This is a genomic window from Komagataeibacter medellinensis NBRC 3288 (genome assembly GCF_000182745.2).
Classification (GTDB): Bacteria; Pseudomonadota; Alphaproteobacteria; order Acetobacterales; family Acetobacteraceae; genus Komagataeibacter; species Komagataeibacter medellinensis.
On record NC_016027.1, the window covers coordinates 394,784 to 416,163 of the forward strand.

The following is a 21,380-nucleotide window of genomic DNA, read 5'->3' on the forward strand; positions in this document are numbered from 1 at the left end:
ATGTCACCTATCCCGTCTCCCCGTACCGTGCGGCTTGGCATGGATTTTGGCACGACCAACACGGTCGTGGTCCTGCTTGATGAACAGGGCAGGCCGCATTCCGCGCGCTTTTCCTTCCCTCATCATGCCGTATCGGAAACCTGCCGTACCCTCCTGTGCCTGTGGCAGGAGGAAGAGCGTGTGGGCCGCCCCGTCATACATGAGGCAATCGGGGCAGCCGCGATCGACGCCTATCTGGAAGACCCGGCGGAAAGCCGTCTGGTCATGTCTATGAAGTCCTATCTGGCACAGGCCTCCTTCCGCCAGACACGGCTGCTGGGTCAGGTCATGACGCTGGAAATGCTGATTGCCCGTTTCCTGTCCTGCCTCATGCGCACGATCGGGATCGACCCGGCCCATGTGGAGGTAACCGTTGGCCGGCCGGTGCATTTTGCAGGCGAACTGGCGGATGATGCGCTGGGGGAACAGCGCCTGCGCGAAGGGTTCCGACTGGCAGGGTTTGGCGAGATCAATGTGGCGCTGGAGCCCGAGGCCGCGGGCTGGCACTTCGCCCAGCGGTTGCGCGCACCCGCCACGGTGCTGGTGGGTGATTTTGGCGGCGGCACGAGCGATTTTTCCATCCTGCGCTTTGACCCCGCCAAACCCCGCCAGGCCGAACCGCTGGGCTATGCTGGTGTGGGCATTGCGGGCGACCAGTTTGACTACCGCATCATTGACCGGGTCATTGCGCCAGCACTGGGGCGCAACAGTACCTATCGTGTTATGGGTGGCCAGCCGCTGCCGGTTCCGGCGCAATGGTATGCAAGCCTTGGGCGCTGGCACCGTCTGGCGCTCATGCGTACGCCGCAGACCTTGCGCGATATTGCCGATGTGGCCCGTACGGCGTCCGAGCCAGAAAAGCTGCACGCCCTGATGGATATTATCGACAACCAGCAGGGGCAGGCGCTGTACCGTGCCGTGGGTGAGGCCAAACGTGAACTGTCCAGTGCGGATCGCACGATGCTGGACTATACCTACCGCGACGTAAAGATCCGCCGCGAGATTACCCGTGCGGAATTTGAAGGCTGGATTGCCCCGGACCTGCAGCGTTTTGATGATGCGGTCGGCACGGCGCTGGAACGCGCCAGCCTGCCCGCCAGCGCCATTGACCGTGTGTTCCTTACCGGCGGCACATCCTTCGTGCCCGCCGTGCGGGACCTGTTTGACCGGCGGTTCGGGCATGAGCGGGTCGATACAGGCAACGAATTCGTATCGGTAGCCGAAGGGCTGGCCCTGATGAATCGCTAGGGCAGATGCTGTTTGAATGCGTGCATTCAAACAGGTGGAAATGCCCGTAAAAGCAATAAATCAGAACATTTTCACCGAACCAGCTTTCGGTAAAAATGTTCTGGTCCGGCCACTTTCCGCCCCTGGAAACGCAAGAAGGCGGCGTGTCATGTAAACGCGCTGCCCCCTTGTGATCTGCGGCATGGCGTGGCCCGCTGGCGGGCCACGCTTGCGCGGTTAGAACTGTGCGGAAACCGAACCGAAGAATTCACGCGGTGCGGCTACGTACAGGTTTGCATTGTCATCACCGCTGACACTTGCGGCACCAAAGACACCACCGATGTAGTTCTTGTTGAACAGATTGGTGATGCCGAAAGTTGCCTTGATGTTCTGGGCAAAGCCAACCTTGCCGAAGTTGTAGCTGCCGTTGAGGTTGGAGGTCCAGTACGCGGGGATGTACTGGTCGTTGGTGTAGGTCATGGCCCGGCGGCTGGTATAGGTCACGTTAAAGTTGAACATGGCCCGGTGCCAGTTATAGGTCAGGTTCGCCTTGTACATGAACTTGGGGTAGTAAACCTGATGCTTGCCCTTCAGGCTGATATTGGTTCCACCATTGGAAATGCCGCCTTCGTAAACAGCATTGTTCCAACTGAAGCTGTTGGAGATTTCCAGCCCCTTGACTGGCCGGATCGCACCCATCACATCGGCACCGTTCATGGTTTCACGCCCGACATTGGCTACGGCCCCAAAAATATTGCCGGTCGAGCCTTCGGTCACGGTTGCAATGCGGTTGTAGTAATCCGTGTGATAGAAATCGACACTGCCGGTGAACAGATGGGAATTGTAGCGATAGCCCACAACATAGTTCCAGGTCCGTTCCGGCTTCAGGCTGTTCTTGTTGGCATCGAATACCGACTGCGCGGACATGGAAGAGGAACCAAGCCCGCCCCAGACTGTGCCTGAGCTGCTCTGCTGTCCGTAATCATAGGCGCGCATGTTCTCCGCGATATCGAAATACACTTCATGGTGGTCCCTGAAGTGATAATCGAAATTGAAGTGCGGCAGGAAGGCGTTGGCCGCCGTCATGTTGCCCGATGCGGGATGGCTGTAATACGTGTTCCAGTTGGAATATAGTGCCGTGTTATCGACCTTCGTGCCGCCATGTGTTGATTGCAGCAGTGAACGGAACCCGGCGCTGACTGTCATGCCTGGAATGATGTGATACGTGTCCTGCAGGTAGAACTGGAACGTATTGGTGTTGAATGAATCCGAGTACCACGTCGCTGCTTCCGATGACTTGAAGCCACCGAGCGAGGGGTGGGCGGTATCCACGCCATCTTCATACATGCGCATGGGGTAGTTGAAGGAATCATTTTCGTACCAGATGCCGGTCTGGATGTCGTTGTCATGTACCTTGATGTTGAAGCTCTGGGTAAAGCCGATACGACGAACATCGGGGTGGCCGGATTCCAACGCCATGTCAACGCCACTGGTGGGGGAGACCAGGAAGGGGTTGGTTCCGTTATAGTCACCGTTGGAGACGTGTGCGTAGCCCACCGTCTTGGAGGTTACGTTATGGAACAGTTCAAACTCACCCGTAATGGCGGAAAGATAGTTACGCTGTGACTGCGTGCTGTCGTATGCGTAGTCACCAATCTCGTCATTGCTCAGAATGCCCTGCAGGTTTGAGGGTACACCGCCATTCTGGGCATAATAGGCGTATTCTTTGGCAAGGGCATAATTGGGCTTGAGGTAAGTGGTGTCACGCCCCATCTTCTGCCACATGTTCTTGGTCAGACCCATGTAGTTGTACTGGTCAAAATCCGAATAATCGAAAATCGCGGTAATCTTGCCGCGGTCGCCCACGGGCTGGACCAGCTTGAAGTTGGCCTGCAGTTCCTGCTGGTCGCCATAGCCCTTCCACAGATCCTGGGCGGTGCGGGCGAAGGAGGCATAGAACTTGGTGCCAGTCGAATTCAGAACGCCGCTATCCACGCGCGCGAAGGTACGGAAGGCATTGTAGCTGCCGAATGTCTGGCTAATGCGGCCGCCCGCCTTGTTCTTGGGGTCGGACGAGGTATAGGTCAGCGCGCCGCCCAGCGTCTGGGCCGATGGCGTATCCAGCGCGCCAGCACCCTGGGACATGGTCATGCCCGACACGTTTTCCTGAATTTCCATCTGGTCCACGCTCAGGCCGTTCCAGTTATGGAAACCCTGCCCACCCATGGGGATACCATCGAGCGTTGCACCCAGTTGTGACTGGTTGAAGCCGCGCACGTACAGCGTGTTCGCCACCGTATCGAGACCGAAGGCATCATCTGAAGCAAAGTTGGCCCCCGGTGTGGTCAGCGCCAGGATCTGGTTCGGGCTTGTGCCTTCAACAAAATGGTCCATCTGCTCGCGGGTTACCGCCTGCACCGCGTTATGGGTGCGCACGCGGCCAACGCTTACCTTCAGGCTTTCAGGTGTGGATGATGCGGCGACGGGGGTCGTATCATGGTGGGCGGGTGCCCGCGTGGCCGTGCGTGCGTGGGTGGCGGTTGTACTGCCCCGGTGGGCACGCGGTGCGGCGGCCGTGTCACTTGTCTGACCTGCAGCAATAGCGGCCGGCCCGACAGACAGAAGCCACACGAATGTGGACCCGGCCAGAAGGGGGCGTCGAGCCAGCCGTCGTCTTTGCCGTCGCATTGTATTTGGCATCAGATGAACTTCCCAATCGCACCTGGCGGCATGAAACGTAAGGCTACGTGCTTCTTCATGCCGTCATATTGTTGATGTTCACATTGCGCGGAATTGGGAAACATGAATGCCTTGTTCATTCTTCTTCCTTCCTGGTGGCCGTGTCTGTTTGAATATCGACTACTGCAATGTGCTTTCCATTGGCTTTCATTACAGTATCAGAAGGGAGAATATTCAATGCCGAAAAGAAAACGTACCACATCGTGTCGGCAAATGTGTTCGAAATGCAACATTTAGTATACATTATTCAAAACCTAACTTTTGTCTAGGCTAAAGTATGTGCCGCGTTCGCGGGATATGCAGGGAATCTGGCAATGGTAGATCTTTGTATATATTACAAAAAACACTTTTATGAATTTAATATTATATCTTTGTTGAAAGACTTGACGCAATATAAATTCGATAGCGCTCTTGATTCATGCAGTAATAAAAATGGTCTGCCATTTGTAATTACAGTACACACATAAAAATGGACGTTCAGATGGCATAAAAAAAATGCAATCTACATCTTTCCATAAAAAACAGCAGCGATGCCCGTGCGTATTGTCCGTCATGCTGTGTGTGACCGCAATGCCACACGCGGGGTATTGCGTTTTTTGTCAACGTGTTGTGTGAAAAAAATAGTACGAAGCAGAATAGGTAATTCACGCATGCGTGCATAGGGGCGCGTTACAGCATGCACCTGCGCCCATGGTAAGGCTATGCAGGTTTTATTTCTAATTATGTAAAGTTAAATAAAAACGAAACTTTTGTGGTCCTGATCAGGGACGAAAAACGTTACGATACTGCTTCCGAAGCCGCGGTTGCAGCACTCTGGCAAACACGGTCCGGCACATGCCGCCAGACCAGCATGAGGCGTGTACCGTTTTTTGTGTGTTTCTCCTACTTGGGAACAGGGGGGGAGCATGTATGATTGCGGCAACGTAAATAATACCTTGTCACAAATTGTGGAGTGATACTGAAGTGAAACGGCTTTCCTGGCGGCATCTGCCTTCGTCCCTGGCAGTCATGATGGCTGCATGTGTCTCTTCGGGGCCGCTTGCGGCGCAGGCTCCGGCGGACCGTGCCGATACGTCGTCCCTGAGTGTCCAGACCGGGTCCGACATTCCCGCACAGGTCATCTTTCCCACTACCGCACGCAACTATATCAAGCGCGACGTGATGATCCCGATGCGCGATGGCGTGAAACTGCATACGGTCATTGTCATTCCAAAAGATGCGTCCGGTGCGCCCATGCTACTGACCCGCACGCCTTACCATGCATCGGAACGCGCAAACCGCATTCCCGATGCACCCGACATCCGTTCCATCCTGCCGCAGGGTGATGATGCGTTTGTCGAAGCCGGCTACATCCGCATCTTTCAGGATATCCGTGGCAAATACGGGTCGGAGGGGGATTATGTCATGACCCGTCCGCCCCGTGGTCCACTCAACCCCAGCAAAACGGACGAGACAACCGATGCATGGGACACGATCGAGTGGCTGGTCCACAACGTGCCGCAGAGCAACGGGCGCGTCGGCATGCTGGGTTCGTCGTATGAAGGGTTCACGGTTGTTATGGCGCTGCTTGACCCGCATCCGGCGCTAAAGGTCACGGCCCCCGAAAGCCCCATGGTTGATGGCTGGATGGGTGATGACTGGTACCATTACGGCGCCTTCCGCCAGGGGGGGCTGGACTACTTTACCGCCCAGATGACCGTGCGCGGGGAAGGCCACACCATTCCGCGCATCGACCATGATGACTACACCAATTTCCTGACGGCCGGTTCAGCAGCCCAGTTTGCGCATGATGCGGGGCTGGACCAGTTCCCGTGGTGGCAGCGTATGCTGGCGCACCCCGCTTATGATGCATTCTGGCAGCAGCAGGCGCTCGACCACCTGCTGGCCCGGCGCAAGGCCACCGTGCCGATGCTGTGGGAACAGGGCCTGTGGGACCAGGAGGACATGTGGGGCGCCATCCATTCCTGGCAGGCGCTACAGGCGGAAAAGCCTGCGGTGCCCAACGTGCTGGTCATGGGGCCGTGGCGACACAGCCAGGTGAACTATAATGGCTCGACGCTGGGACCGCTGCAGTGGAATGGCGATACCGCATCGCAGTTCCGCCACGAGGTGCTGCGTCCATTCTTTGACCAGTACCTGCGCCCTGGTTCCGCTCCGGTTCACCTGCCACAGGCCATCATCTATAACACCGGTGAAAACCACTGGGACCATATCGACCACTGGCCCAGCGCGTGCGAGGCACACTGCACCCATCCGCTACAGGCTTTCTATGTGCAGGCGGACCATGGGCTTTCCACCAGCAGACCCACTCAGTCCATGCAGGGCGGCCAGGGGATGGACCAGTACATATCCGACCCGGCGCATCCGGTACCCTTCCTGCCACGCCCGTTTGCCTTCCCCACCGATTCAGACCGCTGGAAGACATGGCTGGTGCAGGATCAGCGCTTTGCCGAAAGTCGCCCCGATGTGCTGACCTATGAAAGCCCGGTGCTGAGTGCCCCGGTCAAGGTAAGTGGCGTCCCGGTGGCCGACCTGTATGCGGCAACAACCGGGTCGGATGCGGACTGGGTGGTCAAGGTGATTGATGTCAATCCCCCCACTACCGCCGACCGGCCCGAGATGGGGGGATATGAACTGGCGGTTTCCATGGATATCTTCCGTGGCCGTTATCGGCAGGGTTTTGACAGGCCTATGGCTGTAACCCCCGGCGCAGTCACGCAGTATCGCTTCACGCTGCCTGCCGTGAACCATGTGTTTGAGCCCGGTCACCGGATCATGGTCCAGATCCAGTCCAGCCAGTTCCCGCTGTATGACCGTAACCCGCAGAAATTCGTGCCCAATATCCTCAAGGCCAGCAGGGAGGATTATATCCCGGCAACCCAGAGCATCTATCGCGATCCCACGCATGCCAGCGCGGTATGGCTACCGGTGGTGCCCTGAGCGCGGAGATGGACGACCATATTAGTCAAAAGGGCACGGGCGAGCTTCCCGTGCCCGACCTGTGCCCCGAAAGCCGGGGGCCGGCCTTCCATGTCGTGCTGGCGATCGAGATATGGGAGCGATTTGGTTTTTATGGCATGCAGGCCATCCTGCTGCTGTACATGATCCAGAAACTGGGCCTGCAGGACATGCAGGCCAACATGCTGTGGGGCAGCTTTGCCGCCATGACCTATGCTGCCCCGGTTGCAGGTGGCTGGCTGGGGGACCGGGTTCTCGGCTCGCGCCGTACGATGGTCGTGGGGGGCATCGTGCTGGCGTCGGGTTACCTGCTGCTGGGCATGCTCGTGGGCACCACCCAGGCCCTGTTTGTGAACATGGCAGTGATTGCGGTTGGCAATGGCCTGTTCAAACCCAATTCATGCAACATGGTCAACATCATCTATCGTGGGCAGGACCAGAAGCTGGATGTGGCGTTCACGATCTACTATATGTCGGTCAATATTGGCTCCACCTTCTCGCTTTTCCTTGTACCTCTCGTGCAGCAGTCCTATGGCTGGGGGGCGGCATTCATCTTTTGCGGCCTGGGGCTGCTGCTGGGGGTTGGGGGGTACTTCATCCGCCGCAGTCGGCTGGCGGCCATTGGCACAGTATCCGATTTCAGGCCGGTACCATGGCGGCACGGGTTGCTGGTGGCGGGCGGTGCCGTGGCCGTGACTGCGCTGATGGCGCTGGTCTTTGCCTCTGCCTCCATTCAGGGGGTGCTGGTGGTGGCCTCCGGTATCACGATCATCCTGGCCTGGGCGGTCGTTTATGCACGTGCGGCCGTGCACGAACGGACGGGGCTGCGGATCATGTACCTGCTGACCTTTCAGGTGGCGCTGTATTTCGTGTTCTACCAGCAGATGGTCACCTCCCTGACCCTGTTCGCACTACGCAACGTGAACAAGGATTTTACGCTGTGGGGCTTGCATCTCTTTTCCATGTCGGCCGGGCAGTTCCAGGTATTCAATCCGGTATGGATCATGCTGGGTACGCCAATGCTGATTGCAGCCTATAACTGGCTGGGGCGGCGGGATGCGGATATCAGCATCGCAGGCAAATTCGTCATCGGTTTTTTCTGTGTCACGCTCTCGTTCCTGGCCTGGTGGCTCAGTACCGTGCTGTCATCTTCGGATCATGTCTCGCCGTGGGTCATGCTGTTCGGTTACGGTCCGCTTTCCATAGGCGAACTCATGATCAACAGCCTCGGACTTGCGGCCATTGCACGCTATGTACCCGTGCGGATCAGCGCGTTCATGGCCGGGTGCTATTATGTCCTGGTCGGCTTTGCCATGTATGTTGGCAGCATTGTCGCCAACATGGCGGCGGTGGATAACGCGGCAGGTCTGGACGCGGCGCGGACGCTGGTGATCTATGGCAGCCTGTTCCGTACCCTTGCCTTCATGGCGGGTGGGGCCACGGTTATGTTTGCCTTGCTGTTGCCCATGGTCAGGCGGTGGGAAGGGGCCAATGCCATGGCAGAACGGTAACTGCCTTGCCCGGTGGCCAGAAGGGCTTTGCCATGTTTGATGGCGGAGCCGACCCGCAGGGTTGTGGCATGCCTATGGCAAGGACATGCAGGACCATGAATGCCAGGTTCAGAATGTTCCGGTCCGCTACGCCATCAGGGTGGATAGGGGCCAGACAGACCTACATGAGGGGAGGGTATTTTACGTTTCCCTGTCGTGTCATAACAGGGAAACCGGGAAGATGTATGAGCGTTTCATACAATCACGCGCGGGAGTGGACAGGCATTCCGGCATTTTCAGCCTACACTGAACGTGCGCAACAACCAGGGAAGCATACATGTCTGCAGAACATCTGCCGTTTTCGGGAAAAGTAGCGCTTGTAACCGGTGCGGCCGGGAATATCGGTCTTGCAACCGCTGAACATCTGGCTGCGATGGGTGCTGATCTGGCACTGCTGGACCTTGATCATGAAAAACTGGAGCAGGCGCGCACGGGGTTGGGTGGCCATGACGTGCGCATCAACATCTATACCTGTGATGTGATGGATGGTGGGCAGGTCAGCCAAACGGTTGATACCGTGGTGCGTGAACTGGGGCAGATCGATTTCCTGTTCAACAATGCGGGCTATCAGGGTGCTTTCGCTCCCGTGCAGGATTATCCAGATGATGATTTTGCCCGGGTCATGAACATCAACGTATGTGGTGCCTTCCATGTGCTGCGTTACGTGGCGCAGCACATGATCACGCGCAAGTTCGGGCGAATCGTTAATACCGCAAGCATGGCGGGCGTGCAGGGGCCGCCAAACATGGCGGGATATGCGGCATCGAAGTTTGCCATTGTCGGCCTGACCGAAGTGGCGGCCAAGGATCTTGCACCTCACAACATTCGTGTTAACGCCATCAGCCCGGCCTTCATGGGGCCGGGTTTCATGTGGGACCGGCAGGTGGAACTGCAGGCCAGGGCAGGCAGCCAGTATTATTCCACCGACCCCAAGGAAGTCGCACAGCAGATGATCAGCAGCGTTCCCATGCGCCGCTATGGCAATATTGATGAGATACCGGGCGTGGTGGCCTTTCTACTGGGTGAGGATTCCAGCTACATGACCGGTGTAAACCTACCCATTTCCGGCGGGATCTGACCGGGCGGGTACGGTAGGCCAGAGCATTTCTATCGAAAACCGGTTCGGTAAAGATGCTCTAATTTATTGTTTTTACGAGCATCTTCACCTGTCTGGATGCACGCATTCAGACAGGATCTGTTCTGGCATACTGCCGGGTTGGGGTTTTTTACACAACAATATTGCTTGAATTATGGAAATCATAGAATTTTCAACACAGCGAACAGAAATATGTTTTCATAAGTTATGAATAATATCCATTTTAGCTCCCAATCCAACAGCCTGTTAGAAGGCAGCGCAGCTTGCCGTAACCACCAGCCCCACGGATTGCTGGGCAAAGCGCGTGCGGTAGGTCTGTCGGATGGTCTCAAGCCGTGTCTGTAGGTCTGGTGCGGGTGGGGTCACGATCCATACGATGCGTGAAGGCTCCCGCCCGATCTGGCCGCTTGTACGGTTCTGCCACTGGCCATCGCCGCGCAGCACTGTCAGGCCTGCGGGAAAGCGCGGGGTCACGACTTCACGCATGAAGGCGTTCCATTCGTGCCGGTTGATACGCCTGCCATCATTGGGACGGCGCATGCCGAACATGAGGGTGATTTCCAGTTGCGGTTCTGCCTGTAGTCCCATGCATTGTGCAGGAGGCGTGGGTAAGGCCGTATCGGTTGCCCATGCCAGCCCGGGCTGCGTGGCAAGGCCGCCCAGCAGCGCCAGCAGGGTAAGGAACCGGCCCCGCCATGCCCGGATGGGGCGGGAAGAAGATGTACCTGCTGTTGTCACGATCCTGTCCTTTTTTCCTGCCAGTGTGGATGATCGCGGCAGAATATGGGCTTTGCCGGGTTCGTGCCAGTCCCGGCAGGCTTACACCGTATGGCGCAGGACCAGTTCACCCATCTGCCGCGCCAGACCTACGGCCACCACGCCCACTTGGCGCACACCCTGCCGCTGTGTGGCCGGAAAACTGAAACCGTTCAGATCCTCTTCAATCGTGACCCGGTCAAAAGGTTCCTGATAGCTGGCATATTCCAGCTTGCGGCCAAACTGCTGGGTCCAGAACCATGGAATGGTGGCAGCCCAGGCGGTCTGGCGTGGTTTCAGGCCGTTACGCGATAGAGCGCGCATAGCTTGTTGCCGGTCGGGTCGCGCAGATAGGCCAGGTACAGGTCGCCCGTTGACATGTGACGGATGCCCGGCGGGTCTTCACAGGGCACGCCACCATTGGCCACGCCGGCTGCATGCCAGGCATCGACCGCCTGTTCGGAACCGGCGACAAAGCCGATGGTGCCTCCGTTGGCCGCTGTGGCGGGCTGGCCGTTGACGGGGCGGGTCACGATCAGGCGCCCGTGATCGGTCGTGTAGACCAGACGCCCCTTGGCATTAATGCCCGATGGGGCAATGCCAAGTGCGCCCAAGGTTGTATCATAGAATTTCTTGGAGGCCGCGATGTCATTGGAACCCAGGGTAATATGGCTGAACATGGATGCTTCCTGTATGATGTAAAGGAATCCGATCATGGCACGGCGGTTGCCCCGTTCCCAGCCCGTCTTGCCACGCGGGCCGGGAACGGGCATGGATCGGGTGACGGATGTCTGCAACATTCTGTCATGACCGCCGTCATGGCTGGTCCTGAGCTGCTGCCGCATAGACTGAAAAGGGAAATCATGCGTTTTATTGCTTCACTGGCCGTTGTGACCGGCCTGGCTATGGCCGCCCCTCTGGGTGCTCAGGCGGCATCGCTGCATACGGATTGGGAAAAATACAAGGCCACCCGCGCCTTCAATCATCTTTCGGCCGATGGCCAGCGTGCGATGGTCGATATCCTGAATGCAAAGCAGGTGCTTGATTCAGGCCAGACCGAGCAGGCCATACCTGCGCTGTACGATGCAACCAAACGGCTGACGGCGGCAGGCAAGGCCAATGCCAAGTTCATGGCGGCCGAAACCACGCTGCATCCCGCCCCGCAGCATCCTGCTGCCAGCACCCACGTACCAGGCACCACACCCGTGACCTGGATCCCCGTGGGGGGCGAGATCGTGGGCAGCGAGACCCTTGCGCCGGAAAAGAAAGCTGCCATCGCTACCGCCAATACCCAGCTCAAGACGGGCAACACCCAGCAGGCGGCCCAGAGCCTTCAGGTTGTAGGGGAAGATGCCGACTTCATCATGGCGCTGGCACCGCTTGAACAGACACAGGGCGCGATCAACCGCGCCAGCGTGTTTACCGAAGCCCGTAATCCGAAAGCAGCTTCGGCCGCCCTGCAGCAGGCGCTGGATGGACTGGTGTTCGTATCGGAAGATTTTGCCGAAACGGTCATGCCGCACGGCGGCAAAAGCGCTTCGCACGGTAAGTAAGGCTACGATCCGCCGGAGCATTGCGCCTCGGCGGGTCACTCCCCGCTCGCTTGCTTTTTCTTACGCTCGACATCCACGCCCATGCGCTGGAACCCCTCCGGCGAGAGCACGATCAGTGTGGCCACCACCAGCCAAACCTGCAGGGTAGAGGATAGCCGTCGGGTCACTGACCTTGGTCTCGAAAACACCCATAAGCCTTTCTATGAACACGGCTATGATGATGGTGATGAATTTGGTCAGGCTGACACGGGCCTCGCCCAGGCTTTTTTTGCTGCTGGTCTGGCTCATCTTCTTTTCGATAAAATACTTGGCCACTTTAAATACCGCGACCGAAATCATCCCAGCGTGCCCAGCAGGTCCACCATCCCGAAAGTAAGAAGTGCCAGAACCAGCAATATAAGCATGATGTTGTCGTATGCATAGGCAGAGCGTGAGAGGATCTGAAACGTATATTTTCCTGCTACGCTGCACTGTCACACATGCGCGACATTCTCCCCCCGTTTCAAGCGGACGGATCGAAAACGGGGAGGTTGATACTATGGCAGAAATATGAATTCGTATCTTTATATTATAAAATTGATATGAATTGATTTCCGTCTGTGGTGAATATTCATTTTTTTATTTTTTATGGTAAGGAAACTGGTGACAAAAAAACACGTTCTGGTCTTCACAGCGCGTATTGCCGGTGATTGCTTTCCTGGTCAGCCGCTATGGGCAGCAGGGAAAAACAAGGGTCCCGTGTCGCCGCTGTGATCTGCAAAAGGTGAACGATCATGGTTTATCGCCTCAACCAGCACGAACGCACCAGTATTGTCTCTCTGACACCGGTGGACAGCCGCAGTGGCGGGGGGACAGAACACAATCCGGGCAACTTCGCCAATGACCGCCGGAAAGCATCCGAAGCAGGCCACAAGGGAGGTCAGCACAACTCGGGCAATTTTGCTGAAGGCCCCCAGCGCGCAACCGGGGCCGGGCGCAAGGGTAGCCAGCACAGTCACGACCACGACCACGACCACGACCACGACCACGAAAAATCTTGAGCCTGCCTGGCGGAACCCAAAAGGGTTCCGCCTTCCACTGTTCATGCCGCACGGTAGGGGCGATATGGCACACTCCCGTGCAGGCAAAGCTTTTCTCCTTGTGTGGAAAGTAATGTCCAATGAATAAAAGAAAAATGGCAATACTGGGCCTGGCGCTCTGCATATCCGTGCCAGCCATAGCGCAATCCGTACCGGAAAAGACAGGAATCAACTCCCTGATGGGGGTGGCACCGCGCACGGCCGATTTCGTCAAGATTGCAACGATAAACGACATGTTTGAAATACAGTCCAGCGAGCTGGCATTGCAGAACCACGATCCTGCACTAACGGCTTTCGCAACACAGATGATCGAGGACCATAAAAAGACATCTGCCGCGCTGAAGGACCAGTTGCGTAGCGGCACTGTGCAACTTGCCCCGCCCACCGCGCTTGATGAAAGCCATCAGGATATGCTGGACAAGCTCAAAACCCTGCACGGTCGCGATTTTGCCCTGCAGTACCGCAGTGATCAGATCGAGGTCCACCAGGATGCCGTATCCCTGTTCCGCCGCTATGGGGAAGGGGGGGAGAATGCGGGCCTGAAAACCTGGGCCAGCAATACCGTGCCCACGCTTGAAAGCCATCTGCAGGCGGCCCGTGCACTGCCACAGTGAAGGCATGACGTGTTTTCATCATAAGGCGGCCGGCCTGCGCCATAACCGGATGCAGGTTCCATGAGGGGTACTTTCTCACAGGTCGGCTGAATACACGAAGGGAACATTCCAATGAAATCCTGGCCAGTTGAAACGGATCCGTCGTCATCCTCCTTCAGACCAGAGCGTGCGCCCCCGCTTACAACACACCAGCAGAAAAGACATGTGGTTATTGTAGGTGGCATGATCGTGTTCTTTGTCACGCTCATTGTTATGGCCTGTTTGTACTTCCCACGTATTCCACTTCCGCGGTTCTGAGATGATGCGCCTGCGGGCAGATGATCGCTGTCATGCAACACGGGCAGGCCCGTGCAGACAGGTCATCTGTTGCGCAGGGAAATGCAGGGGATGGGCGCCGAACATAGATCCCGCGTCTCAACTGGCCTGCATGGCCTGTCCTGGCGCATTCTAACGGGGTTTGGATCGTGCAATACATCACACGCAATGGCGAGCATGGTTTTGGCTGCGTGGATCAGGCCCTATGGGTGCGCCACTCCTGCCCTGTGCCACCATCTGTTATGATAAGGACCGGCGTACCTGCGCAGGTCGCCCCATGCATCCTGAACCAGTGCGAGCAGTCGTTCCCACACGCCCGGTTTCGCCCAGTGGATGAAAAGCTGCGGCGCCCATCACCAGGACCCAGTTCAGTGAGAATGCTCCGCCATTACGCACCATTCTCATGAAGCCAGAAAATCGCTGCTATCGTGTGCCGCAGATCATGGAGCGGTGTCTTGCCCTTTGGGCGAAACGCCTCAATCATAGGTTTCCAGATCGCCTATGTCTCGTCCGTAAAGGTACCTGTTCCGTCTTTTTCTTCCATTTTTACAATATGGGAAGAATTTCAATATCTAACAGACCTTAATCATACGTGACGGGTTCAGCATGCGTTTCATCTTCCCTGCGCATGCTGTAGTATTGATGCGCGGTAATGTGTGCTTGGGTGCAAGCCAGTCGGGTATGGTACTGATTTCATCATACCTGCCCATTACAAGTAGCACACTATCAAGGTCAAAGGTGGCCATGCCATCCGGCCCGGTTGTGGTGCGGTAGTACAGCAGCAGTCCCGCCATCATATATTCGTATGTTTCAATCTCCAGCTATAGGTCGGGCTGGGTTGCGACAGGGTTGGCGCGCACGCGGTCCATATGCTCCCATATCCCGCTCAGGCCACCAATTTCCTTGAAATCTATCACGATGGTGTATTGGTGGCGTGTCAGGATGATCGTATCCACCGCATCGGCGCGGATGGGAGCCTATGTTGTCATGTGCTCCTTCTCCGATGCTGCGCCAGCGTATCAGGTAACGGGGGTGAGCAGGGGCCGGCCCGCAAAATGGGCGACAAGGTTGTCCACCACCAGATTACCCATGGCCAGCCGTATCTCTCCCATGGGCTAGCCCGGTGAGGCTGCATTACCATGCGCGGTGACTCGCGCAGCGCCTGCAGCACGTCGGGTTCATGGGTGAACACATCCAGCCCCACTCCCTCCAGCGTGCCCTGTTGCAGTGTCGTGACCAGCGCGTCCTCATCCACCACCGAACCACGTGCGACATTGACCAGGAAACCATCCGGCCCCAGCGCAGCCAGTACCGCTGCATTGACCAGATGCAGCGATCCCGTCCCGTCGGATGCGGCTACAACCAGAATGTCACTGTCCCGCGCAAGCGTCACCAAATCAGGCACGAAACGGCAATCGGTCAGGGTGGTGCTGGATGGCATGGGCATGACGCAGTGTTTCCCGCTTGGAGTAAGGCATGCACGTTGTCATGGCTTGCACGATGAAGCCATGCGGGCGCAGTTACCCCTGTGTGGGCTGCGGGCCAGGCGGGAGCGGGAAGTGGCAGGCAACCGCGTGGTCAGGATGCAAGGGGCGCAGCACCGGGTCTTCATGCGCGCAGCGTGCCTGTGCATGGGGGCAGCGCGCGTGAAAGCGGCAGCCGATGCGCGGAGCGGTGGGGCTTGGCGCATCGCCCCGCAGCGCCAGCGCGTATGTATTCCCCACCACAGCCTGTGGCACGGCGGCCGTCAGGGCTGCGGTATAGGGATGGGCGGGATGGTGTAGCACAGCGTCCGTCTCCCCCAGTTCCACAATGGCACCCAGGTACATGACCGCCACCCGGTTGGAGATCTGCCGCACCACCGCCAGGTCGTGAGCGATGAATACATAGGTCAGCCCCAGTTCGCGTTGCAGGTCGGCAAACAGGTTGACGATCTGCGCCTGTACCGACACATCCAGTGCCGAGACCGGTTCATCCGCCACCACCAGTCGGGGCGAGAGCGCGAGTGCGCGGGCTATGTTGATGCGCTGGCGCTGCCCGCCCGAAAATTCGTGCGGATAGCGCGTCAGGGCTTGCGCGGGCAGGCCAACCAGGTCCATGAGTTCATGCAGCCGGGCGGCAATCGTGGCGGTGGAGCGCTTGCGCCCGTCCGCGCCGGGATGGACCCGCAATGGTTCGGCCAGCAGGTCATCGATCCGGCGGCGGGGGTTGAGCGCGGCACTGGAGTCCTGGAACACCATCTGCATGCGCGGCCGCAGCGCGCGCAGCCTGCGTTCGGGCAGGGTGGTGATATCACGCCCCTCAAACAATATCCGCCCCGAGGTAGGGTCGGCCAGCCGCAGCATGCATCGCCCCAGCGTGGACTTGCCACAACCGGATTCCCCGACCAGTCCCAGCATCTCGCCGGGCCTGACACGCAGCGAGAGACCATCCACCGCGCGTAGCATGCGACCATGCGGCAGATGGTAGGTCTTGCGCAGGTCGCGCAGTTCCAGCACGGGCGTAAGGGATGTTCCGGTCATGCGGTGCGTCCTGCCATGCCCTGTACGCGCGGGGGCAGGGGTATGCCTTCGGCTGGCAGAACGCAGGCGGCCTGCTGGTCCGGGCCGGTAGGCACCAGCGGCGGTGGGGTGGTGGCACAGGTGGTATGGGCATGCGGGCAGCGCGGGGCAAACGCACAGCCTGCGGGGCGAGATGCGGGCAGGGGGGGCGCGCCTTCTATGGCAGGCAGGCGGGCAGGGCGTGCGCCGTACAGGGGCGGGATGGCATCCAGCAGGGCTGCGGTATAGGGGTGGCTGGGCCACTCAAACACGGCTTCGGTCGGGCCATATTCGGCCACGCGACCGGAATAGAGCACAAGCGTGCGCGCACATGTCTGGGCCACGACCCCCATGTCATGCGTGATGAGCAGCACGGAAGTACCATGCGTGCCGCGAAGTCGGCGTAGCAGGTCCAGGATCTGGGCCTGTACGGTCACGTCCAACGCGGTTGTCGGCTCATCGGCGACAAGCAGGGCGGGACTGCACGAAAGCGCCATGGCGATCATCGCGCGCTGTCGCAGCCCGCCAGAGAGTTGGTGGGGATAGCGCTCCGCCGCCTGCGCGGGGTCGGGCACGCCCATGTCATCCAGCAGTTGCACAGTGCGGGCGCGGGCAGTGCTGCGGGAGACCTTTTCATGCGCGCGGATCTGTTCGTCAATCTGCCAGCCTATAGTGTAGACGGGGGTAAACGCCGTCATCGGGTCCTGGAAGATCATGGCGATGTCACGCCCGCGCAGGCGGCGCAACTGCCGTGGCGGCATGCCCACCAGTTCGCGCCCCCGGAACAGGGCGGAACCCGTTATCCGCACGCCGGGGCTGTCGATCAGCCCCATCAGCGCCATGGCCGTGACCGACTTGCCCGACCCGGATTCCCCCACCAGTCCCAGGATCTCGCCGGGCTGCATGTCAAAGGAGACATGCTCCACAATCGGGACCATTCGGCCATGTACAGGAAAGCTGACACACAGGTCACGTACGGACAGTAGCGGGGTGTCAGCGGGCATCTCGCACCCTCGGGTCAAGGAACAGGTAGACAACATCCACCACCGCATTGGCCAGTACCACGAAAATGGCGGAATACATGACCGTTGCCATGATGACCGGCAGGTCGAGCATGGTCAGCGCCCGATAGGTCAGTCGGCCCACACCGGGCAGGCCGAACACCACTTCGGTCAGAAGCGCGCCGCCACCGGCAAGCTGGGCAAAATCCAGCCCGAACAGCGAGATGAACGTGACCATGGATGTACGCAGCCCGTGGCGCAGCAGCACCCGCGCGGGGGAGAGACCCTTGGCGCGTGCGGTACGCATGAAGTCCTCGCCCGCCAGTGCCACAAGGTCATAGCGGAGCACGCGGCTATAAATGCCAATGAACATGACCGCCAGCACCACCCATGGAATGACCAGTGCGCGGAACCACCCCAGCGGGTCCTGTGTAAAGGGCACATAGCCCAGCCCCGGCACCCACGAGAACAGCCATGTGTCATGATAGCGGCTTTGCGTAACCAGATTGGTCACCTGTCCCAGCCAGAACACGGGTATGGAAATGCCCACCAGCCCCAGCACCATCAGGCTGCGGTCCACCCACGTATCCTTCATGGCGGCCGCCAGCGTGCCCATGGCAATGGAAATCGTAACCCATATCACCGCCGCACCGCCCACCAGACATGCCGTAACCGGGGCGGCCTGCATGATTCCAGGTACCACAGCCTGCCCCCGATTGGCGTAGGATGCAAGGTCGCGGGTGATGAACAGCTTCTTCATCATGATGGCGTACTGCACCGGCAGCGGGCGGTCGAAGCCGTATTCGTGGCGCACTTTCTCCATGACCTGGGGGGAAGCGTTGCGCCCGGCAATGCGCGCTGTGGGGTCGGCGCCGGGGGTGGCGAAAAACACGCCAAACACCAGCACGGACACCCCAAACAGCACAAGGGCCGTCTGGGCCGCCCGGCGCAACAGGGCCACCATCATGACGTTCGCCGCCCGCTGTCGCGTACGTCCAGCGCATCGCGTAGCCCGTCGCCCAGTATGTTCAGCGCCAGCACCACGATCACGATGGCAAGCCCCGGCGCCACGGCCACCATGGGGCGGGTGTAGATCAGACCCTGCCCATCCTGGATGATGGTGCCCCACGAGGCCTGCGGCGCCTGCACGCCCAGCGAGAGGAAGGACAGCGCGCTTTCCGCCAACAGCGCCAGCGCCATGACCAGCGGCCCGAGCATGACCAGCGTGGTAGCCAGGTTGGGCAGGATGTCGCGCAGCATGATCCGCCACACCGGCACGCCCAGCCCGCGTGCTGCGGTCACAAACTCGGCCTGCCGCAATGCCATTACGCGGCCCCGTATGGGACGGGCGGCATAGGGCACGTAAACCAGTGCGATGATGAAGATCGGGACCAGCAGGCTGTCCGCATGCACCACGAACGGCCCCAGCCGCATGCTCTGGCTGACCATGATGATGGAAAGCGAGATGGCGAAGAGATAGACCGGTACCGCCCACATGATATCCATGAGCCGCGAGATGACGGCATCGGCCACGCCGCCAAGGAACCCCGCCGCCACACCGGCCATCCCCGCCAGTAGCAGGCACAGCACGGCAGCCCCAGCCGAGATGAGCAGGGAATTGCGCCCGCCATAAAGCAGCCTTGCCGCCACATCGCGCCCCTGGCTGTCAGCGCCCAGCAGGTAGGCCGCCCGCCCCGTTGGCCCGATGGGGCTGAGGCCAAGGTGTAGCGGGTTGTCATTGGGCTGCATGATGTCCACTTCCTGCCCATCCAGCATGATCGTGCCCGCCACGTTGGAGGCAAACGGGTCGGTATGCGCCACATGCTGGGCATAAAATGGGGCGAGAAGGCTGGCCAGCACCACCAGCACCAGTACTCCCAGTGCCGCCATGGCCGGGATGTTACGCGCAAGGCCCGTGGCCGCCTGCCGCCACGGCCCCGATGCCGGATGGGGGGATGCGGGCATTCAGGTGGCAGCCGTCATGCGCGGCATGGTCTTGCGTAGCGGGTACAGGTTCAGGCTGCCGATCGTAGCTCCCGCGCCATTGGCCTCAAGGCGCAGGAATTCAAGCGGGCTTGCGGGGAAGACGAGCGCCGTGCCCACCGCCAGACCCCCATCGGCAAAGATTTCCAGCGTGCAGGCATCCAGCACGATACGGATCTCGAAATGCCGGTCATCGGGGGCCAGCGCGGTCGAGAACTGGCCGGTGAAGAACGGCTGGGCAAAGCCTGCAAGGTTGCTGCGGTCCAGCCACAACTGGCCTGAGAACGCATCAAAGCCGATGGTCAGCTTCTCGCCCCCTTCGTTACCGAAGGTGATGATGAAGCGCCCGGTGCGTCCTTTATCCCCCGGATTCAGGCCGTGTGGGCGTTCATCCACGGTCACACTCATGCACAGTTCCACCGCCCGACCCTGCGGCAGGCTCACCTGCCGGCTTTCGCCCGCGGCAAGCCTGCCTGCGGGGCAGGCGAGCGGAGTATCGCGCAGGGTGTTCAGCCCGCGCGGGGTCTGGGCCAGGCGCAGGCCGCCGGTAAAGTCGCGCCTGAGCACCATCGTGCGGGGCAGGGTCATGGCGCCGCGCCAGCTCTGCGTAGGCAGTTCCTGCGCGTACTGCCAGTTGCCCAGCCAGGCAATGGACACTGCTTCCGCGCCGGGCATGTTGCTGTAGACCTGAAGTGCGTAGGCATCCTTGGCGAAGTCGGTCAGGCCGATCACGGTATTATCGGGGATAAAGCGCGTGCCGTCGAACTGGCCAACAAAATACTGTGTGATGCTGCCGCCAGTGGGGGCACCGGGATTGACCGACACGAACAGCATCCAGCGCGTGCCCCCGCCTTCGACCGCAACCTCGATCAGGTTGGGGCATTCATAATCCACACCAAACAGACCCGATGGGCCAAAGTCGCTCAGGTGCACCCAATGCACCAGGTCGATCGAGGCATAGAACGCAATCTGGTGCAGCCGTGACTTCGCCACCACCATGACCCACCGCCCGGTCGGCTTGTGAAAGCATACCTGCGGGTCACGGAAGGAATTGCTGCTGATATCGAGTACCGGATTGCGGGCATATTCTTCAAATGTCTGGCCATTGTCGTAGCTGGTGGCCAGGTACTGCGCCTGGGCATGCGGGCTTGCGCGGGTGTACAGCGCCACCATGCCGCCCTGTGGCGTCCTGAACAGGCCGCTGGCGTTATGGGAATCCATGACCGCGCAACCGGTAAAGGCCTCGCCCGCCCCGGTCTCGTCCAGTGCAATGGGCTGGTCCGTCCAGTGCAGCAGGTCGGGGCTGGTGGCATGCCCCCAGTGTACATGACCCGCATAGGGGGCAAAGGGATTGTACTGGTAATACAGATGGTACTGCGTGCCATCGAAAACTAGCCCGTTCGGATCGTTCATGAAACCCGTGGTGGGGGTGAAATGGATCGTGGGTCGGTAGGGCATGTCAATTTCCGTTTTCATAACGGGGTGGGGCATGCCACCGGGCTGGTCAGCGGGGGAGGGATGGGATGCATTGGGTTCGTCCCCCCGTGTGTTATCGGGTGCCTGAGGGGGCAGAGGTGTGGCAGGGCCAGATGATGGTGGCGTATTCGCCCCTGCACCCTGTGCAAGCCCGCCCGTGCCAAGGACAGCAAAGGAGGACAGGGCGGCGCGGCAACTGAGGCGGGGAGGGGAGGCATCCGTCATGGACCCAAGACTATACCGATGCGCGGATGCCACCAAATGGTTTTGCGCCATGCGCAGACCGCGTGGGGGCGGGTATAGGGAGAGTTCCATTAAAAATGGTTTCATTAAATATAAGTAATTGTATAGAATAATTTCCTTCATGAAAACTTATTTTAAATATTAATCATACATACTTTGTCAAAAATCTGTATCTGTTGTTGCAGGTAGATGCCGCATGACCCCATGCCGG

General features: G+C 59.2%; 20 protein-coding genes. 7 read left to right on the plus strand and 13 right to left on the minus strand.

Annotation, left to right across the window (positions count from 1 at the left end; translation table 11 throughout):
• A complete protein-coding gene (locus tag GLX_RS01715) occupies positions 1–1,287 on the plus strand; it encodes an Hsp70 family protein (protein ID WP_014104326.1) in 1,287 nt (428 codons plus the stop codon).
• Between the two features lie 216 nt (positions 1,288–1,503).
• Here GLX_RS01715 and GLX_RS01720 read toward each other — a convergent pair whose 3' ends face one another.
• Positions 1,504–3,954 carry a TonB-dependent receptor domain-containing protein gene (locus GLX_RS01720; RefSeq protein ID WP_148268613.1) on the minus strand — a complete coding sequence of 817 codons (2,451 nt, stop codon included), beginning with the start codon at positions 3,952–3,954 and terminating at the stop codon, positions 1,504–1,506.
• A gap of 1,059 nt (positions 3,955–5,013) precedes the next feature.
• Here GLX_RS01720 and GLX_RS01725 point away from each other — a divergent pair.
• The 3 genes from GLX_RS01725 (at position 5,014) to GLX_RS01740 (ending at position 9,591) form a co-directional block, all read left to right on the plus strand.
• Positions 5,014–6,945: a CocE/NonD family hydrolase gene (locus GLX_RS01725; RefSeq protein ID WP_014104328.1), complete on the plus strand. Its 1,932-nt coding sequence runs from the start codon at positions 5,014–5,016 to the stop codon at positions 6,943–6,945.
• A gap of 8 nt (positions 6,946–6,953) precedes the next feature.
• On the plus strand, positions 6,954–8,474 hold the full coding sequence (locus GLX_RS01730) for a peptide MFS transporter (RefSeq protein WP_014104329.1): 1,521 nt from the start codon (positions 6,954–6,956) through the stop codon (positions 8,472–8,474).
• Positions 8,475–8,790: 316 nt separating this feature from the next.
• Positions 8,791–9,591: an SDR family NAD(P)-dependent oxidoreductase gene (locus tag GLX_RS01740; protein WP_014104330.1), complete on the plus strand. Its 801-nt coding sequence runs from the start codon at positions 8,791–8,793 to the stop codon at positions 9,589–9,591.
• Between the two features lie 264 nt (positions 9,592–9,855).
• On the opposite strand, the gene GLX_RS01745 is transcribed toward GLX_RS01740, so the two are convergent.
• The 3 genes from GLX_RS01745 to GLX_RS01755 all read right to left on the minus strand — a co-directional run bounded on the left by GLX_RS01745 (position 9,856) and on the right by GLX_RS01755 (position 11,045).
• On the minus strand, positions 9,856–10,347 hold the full coding sequence (locus GLX_RS01745; RefSeq protein WP_014104331.1) for a DUF3574 domain-containing protein: 492 nt from the start codon (positions 10,345–10,347) through the stop codon (positions 9,856–9,858).
• 81 nt (positions 10,348–10,428) lie between these two features.
• Complete coding sequence (locus GLX_RS01750) at positions 10,429–10,689, minus strand: oxidoreductase C-terminal domain-containing protein (RefSeq protein WP_041247067.1); 261 nt, start codon at positions 10,687–10,689, stop codon at positions 10,429–10,431.
• Positions 10,662–11,045, minus strand: coding sequence for a VOC family protein (locus GLX_RS01755; protein WP_041247543.1), 384 nt, complete (start codon positions 11,043–11,045; stop codon positions 10,662–10,664). Before GLX_RS01755 ends, GLX_RS01750 begins: the two co-directional genes overlap by 28 nt.
• Before the next feature lie 183 nt (positions 11,046–11,228).
• Between GLX_RS01755 and GLX_RS01760 the strand changes: the two genes are divergently transcribed.
• Positions 11,229–11,918 carry a YfdX family protein gene (locus GLX_RS01760; RefSeq protein WP_041247544.1) on the plus strand — a complete coding sequence of 230 codons (690 nt, stop codon included), beginning with the start codon at positions 11,229–11,231 and terminating at the stop codon, positions 11,916–11,918.
• 60 nt (positions 11,919–11,978) lie between these two features.
• On the opposite strand, the gene GLX_RS01765 is transcribed toward GLX_RS01760, so the two are convergent.
• Positions 11,979–12,257, minus strand: a complete 279-nt coding sequence (locus tag GLX_RS01765; protein WP_014104334.1) for a hypothetical protein — start codon at positions 12,255–12,257, stop codon at positions 11,979–11,981.
• Positions 12,258–12,691: 434 nt separating this feature from the next.
• On the opposite strand from GLX_RS01765, the gene GLX_RS01770 reads away from it, so the two are divergent.
• The gene (locus GLX_RS01770) at positions 12,692–12,958 is read left to right on the plus strand and encodes a con-10 family general stress protein (protein WP_014104335.1); all 267 of its coding nucleotides are present in this window, start codon (positions 12,692–12,694) and stop codon (positions 12,956–12,958) included.
• Between the two features lie 119 nt (positions 12,959–13,077).
• On the plus strand, positions 13,078–13,611 hold the full coding sequence (locus tag GLX_RS01775) for a DUF4142 domain-containing protein (RefSeq protein ID WP_014104336.1): 534 nt from the start codon (positions 13,078–13,080) through the stop codon (positions 13,609–13,611).
• Positions 13,612–14,498: 887 nt separating this feature from the next.
• Here GLX_RS01775 and GLX_RS01780 read toward each other — a convergent pair.
• The 8 genes from GLX_RS01780 to GLX_RS01810 form a co-directional block, all read right to left on the minus strand.
• On the minus strand, positions 14,499–14,723 hold the full coding sequence (locus tag GLX_RS01780) for a hypothetical protein (RefSeq protein ID WP_041247068.1): 225 nt from the start codon (positions 14,721–14,723) through the stop codon (positions 14,499–14,501).
• A gap of 24 nt (positions 14,724–14,747) precedes the next feature.
• Entirely contained in the window at positions 14,748–14,882 is a 135-nt protein-coding gene (locus GLX_RS19160) for a hypothetical protein (RefSeq protein ID WP_269448785.1), read from the minus strand.
• Between the two features lie 29 nt (positions 14,883–14,911).
• The gene (locus GLX_RS01785) at positions 14,912–15,373 is read right to left on the minus strand and encodes an NAD(P)-dependent oxidoreductase (protein ID WP_014104337.1); all 462 of its coding nucleotides are present in this window, start codon (positions 15,371–15,373) and stop codon (positions 14,912–14,914) included.
• Positions 15,374–15,446: 73 nt separating this feature from the next.
• On the minus strand, positions 15,447–16,448 hold the full coding sequence (locus GLX_RS01790; protein ID WP_014104338.1) for an ABC transporter ATP-binding protein: 1,002 nt from the start codon (positions 16,446–16,448) through the stop codon (positions 15,447–15,449).
• Positions 16,445–17,470 (minus strand): ABC transporter ATP-binding protein, encoded by a 1,026-nt coding sequence (locus GLX_RS01795; protein ID WP_014104339.1) that lies wholly within the window; start codon positions 17,468–17,470, stop codon positions 16,445–16,447. The genes GLX_RS01790 and GLX_RS01795 overlap by 4 nt, the downstream gene beginning before the upstream one ends.
• Positions 17,460–18,434 carry an ABC transporter permease gene (locus GLX_RS01800; RefSeq protein ID WP_014104340.1) on the minus strand — a complete coding sequence of 325 codons (975 nt, stop codon included), beginning with the start codon at positions 18,432–18,434 and terminating at the stop codon, positions 17,460–17,462. Before GLX_RS01800 ends, GLX_RS01795 begins: the two co-directional genes overlap by 11 nt.
• A complete protein-coding gene (locus tag GLX_RS01805; protein ID WP_014104341.1) occupies positions 18,431–19,432 on the minus strand; it encodes an ABC transporter permease in 1,002 nt (333 codons plus the stop codon). The genes GLX_RS01800 and GLX_RS01805 overlap by 4 nt, the downstream gene beginning before the upstream one ends.
• Positions 19,433–21,151 (minus strand): glycoside hydrolase family 32 protein, encoded by a 1,719-nt coding sequence (locus tag GLX_RS01810; protein WP_041247547.1) that lies wholly within the window; start codon positions 21,149–21,151, stop codon positions 19,433–19,435.
• Positions 21,152–21,380 lie beyond the last annotated feature (229 nt).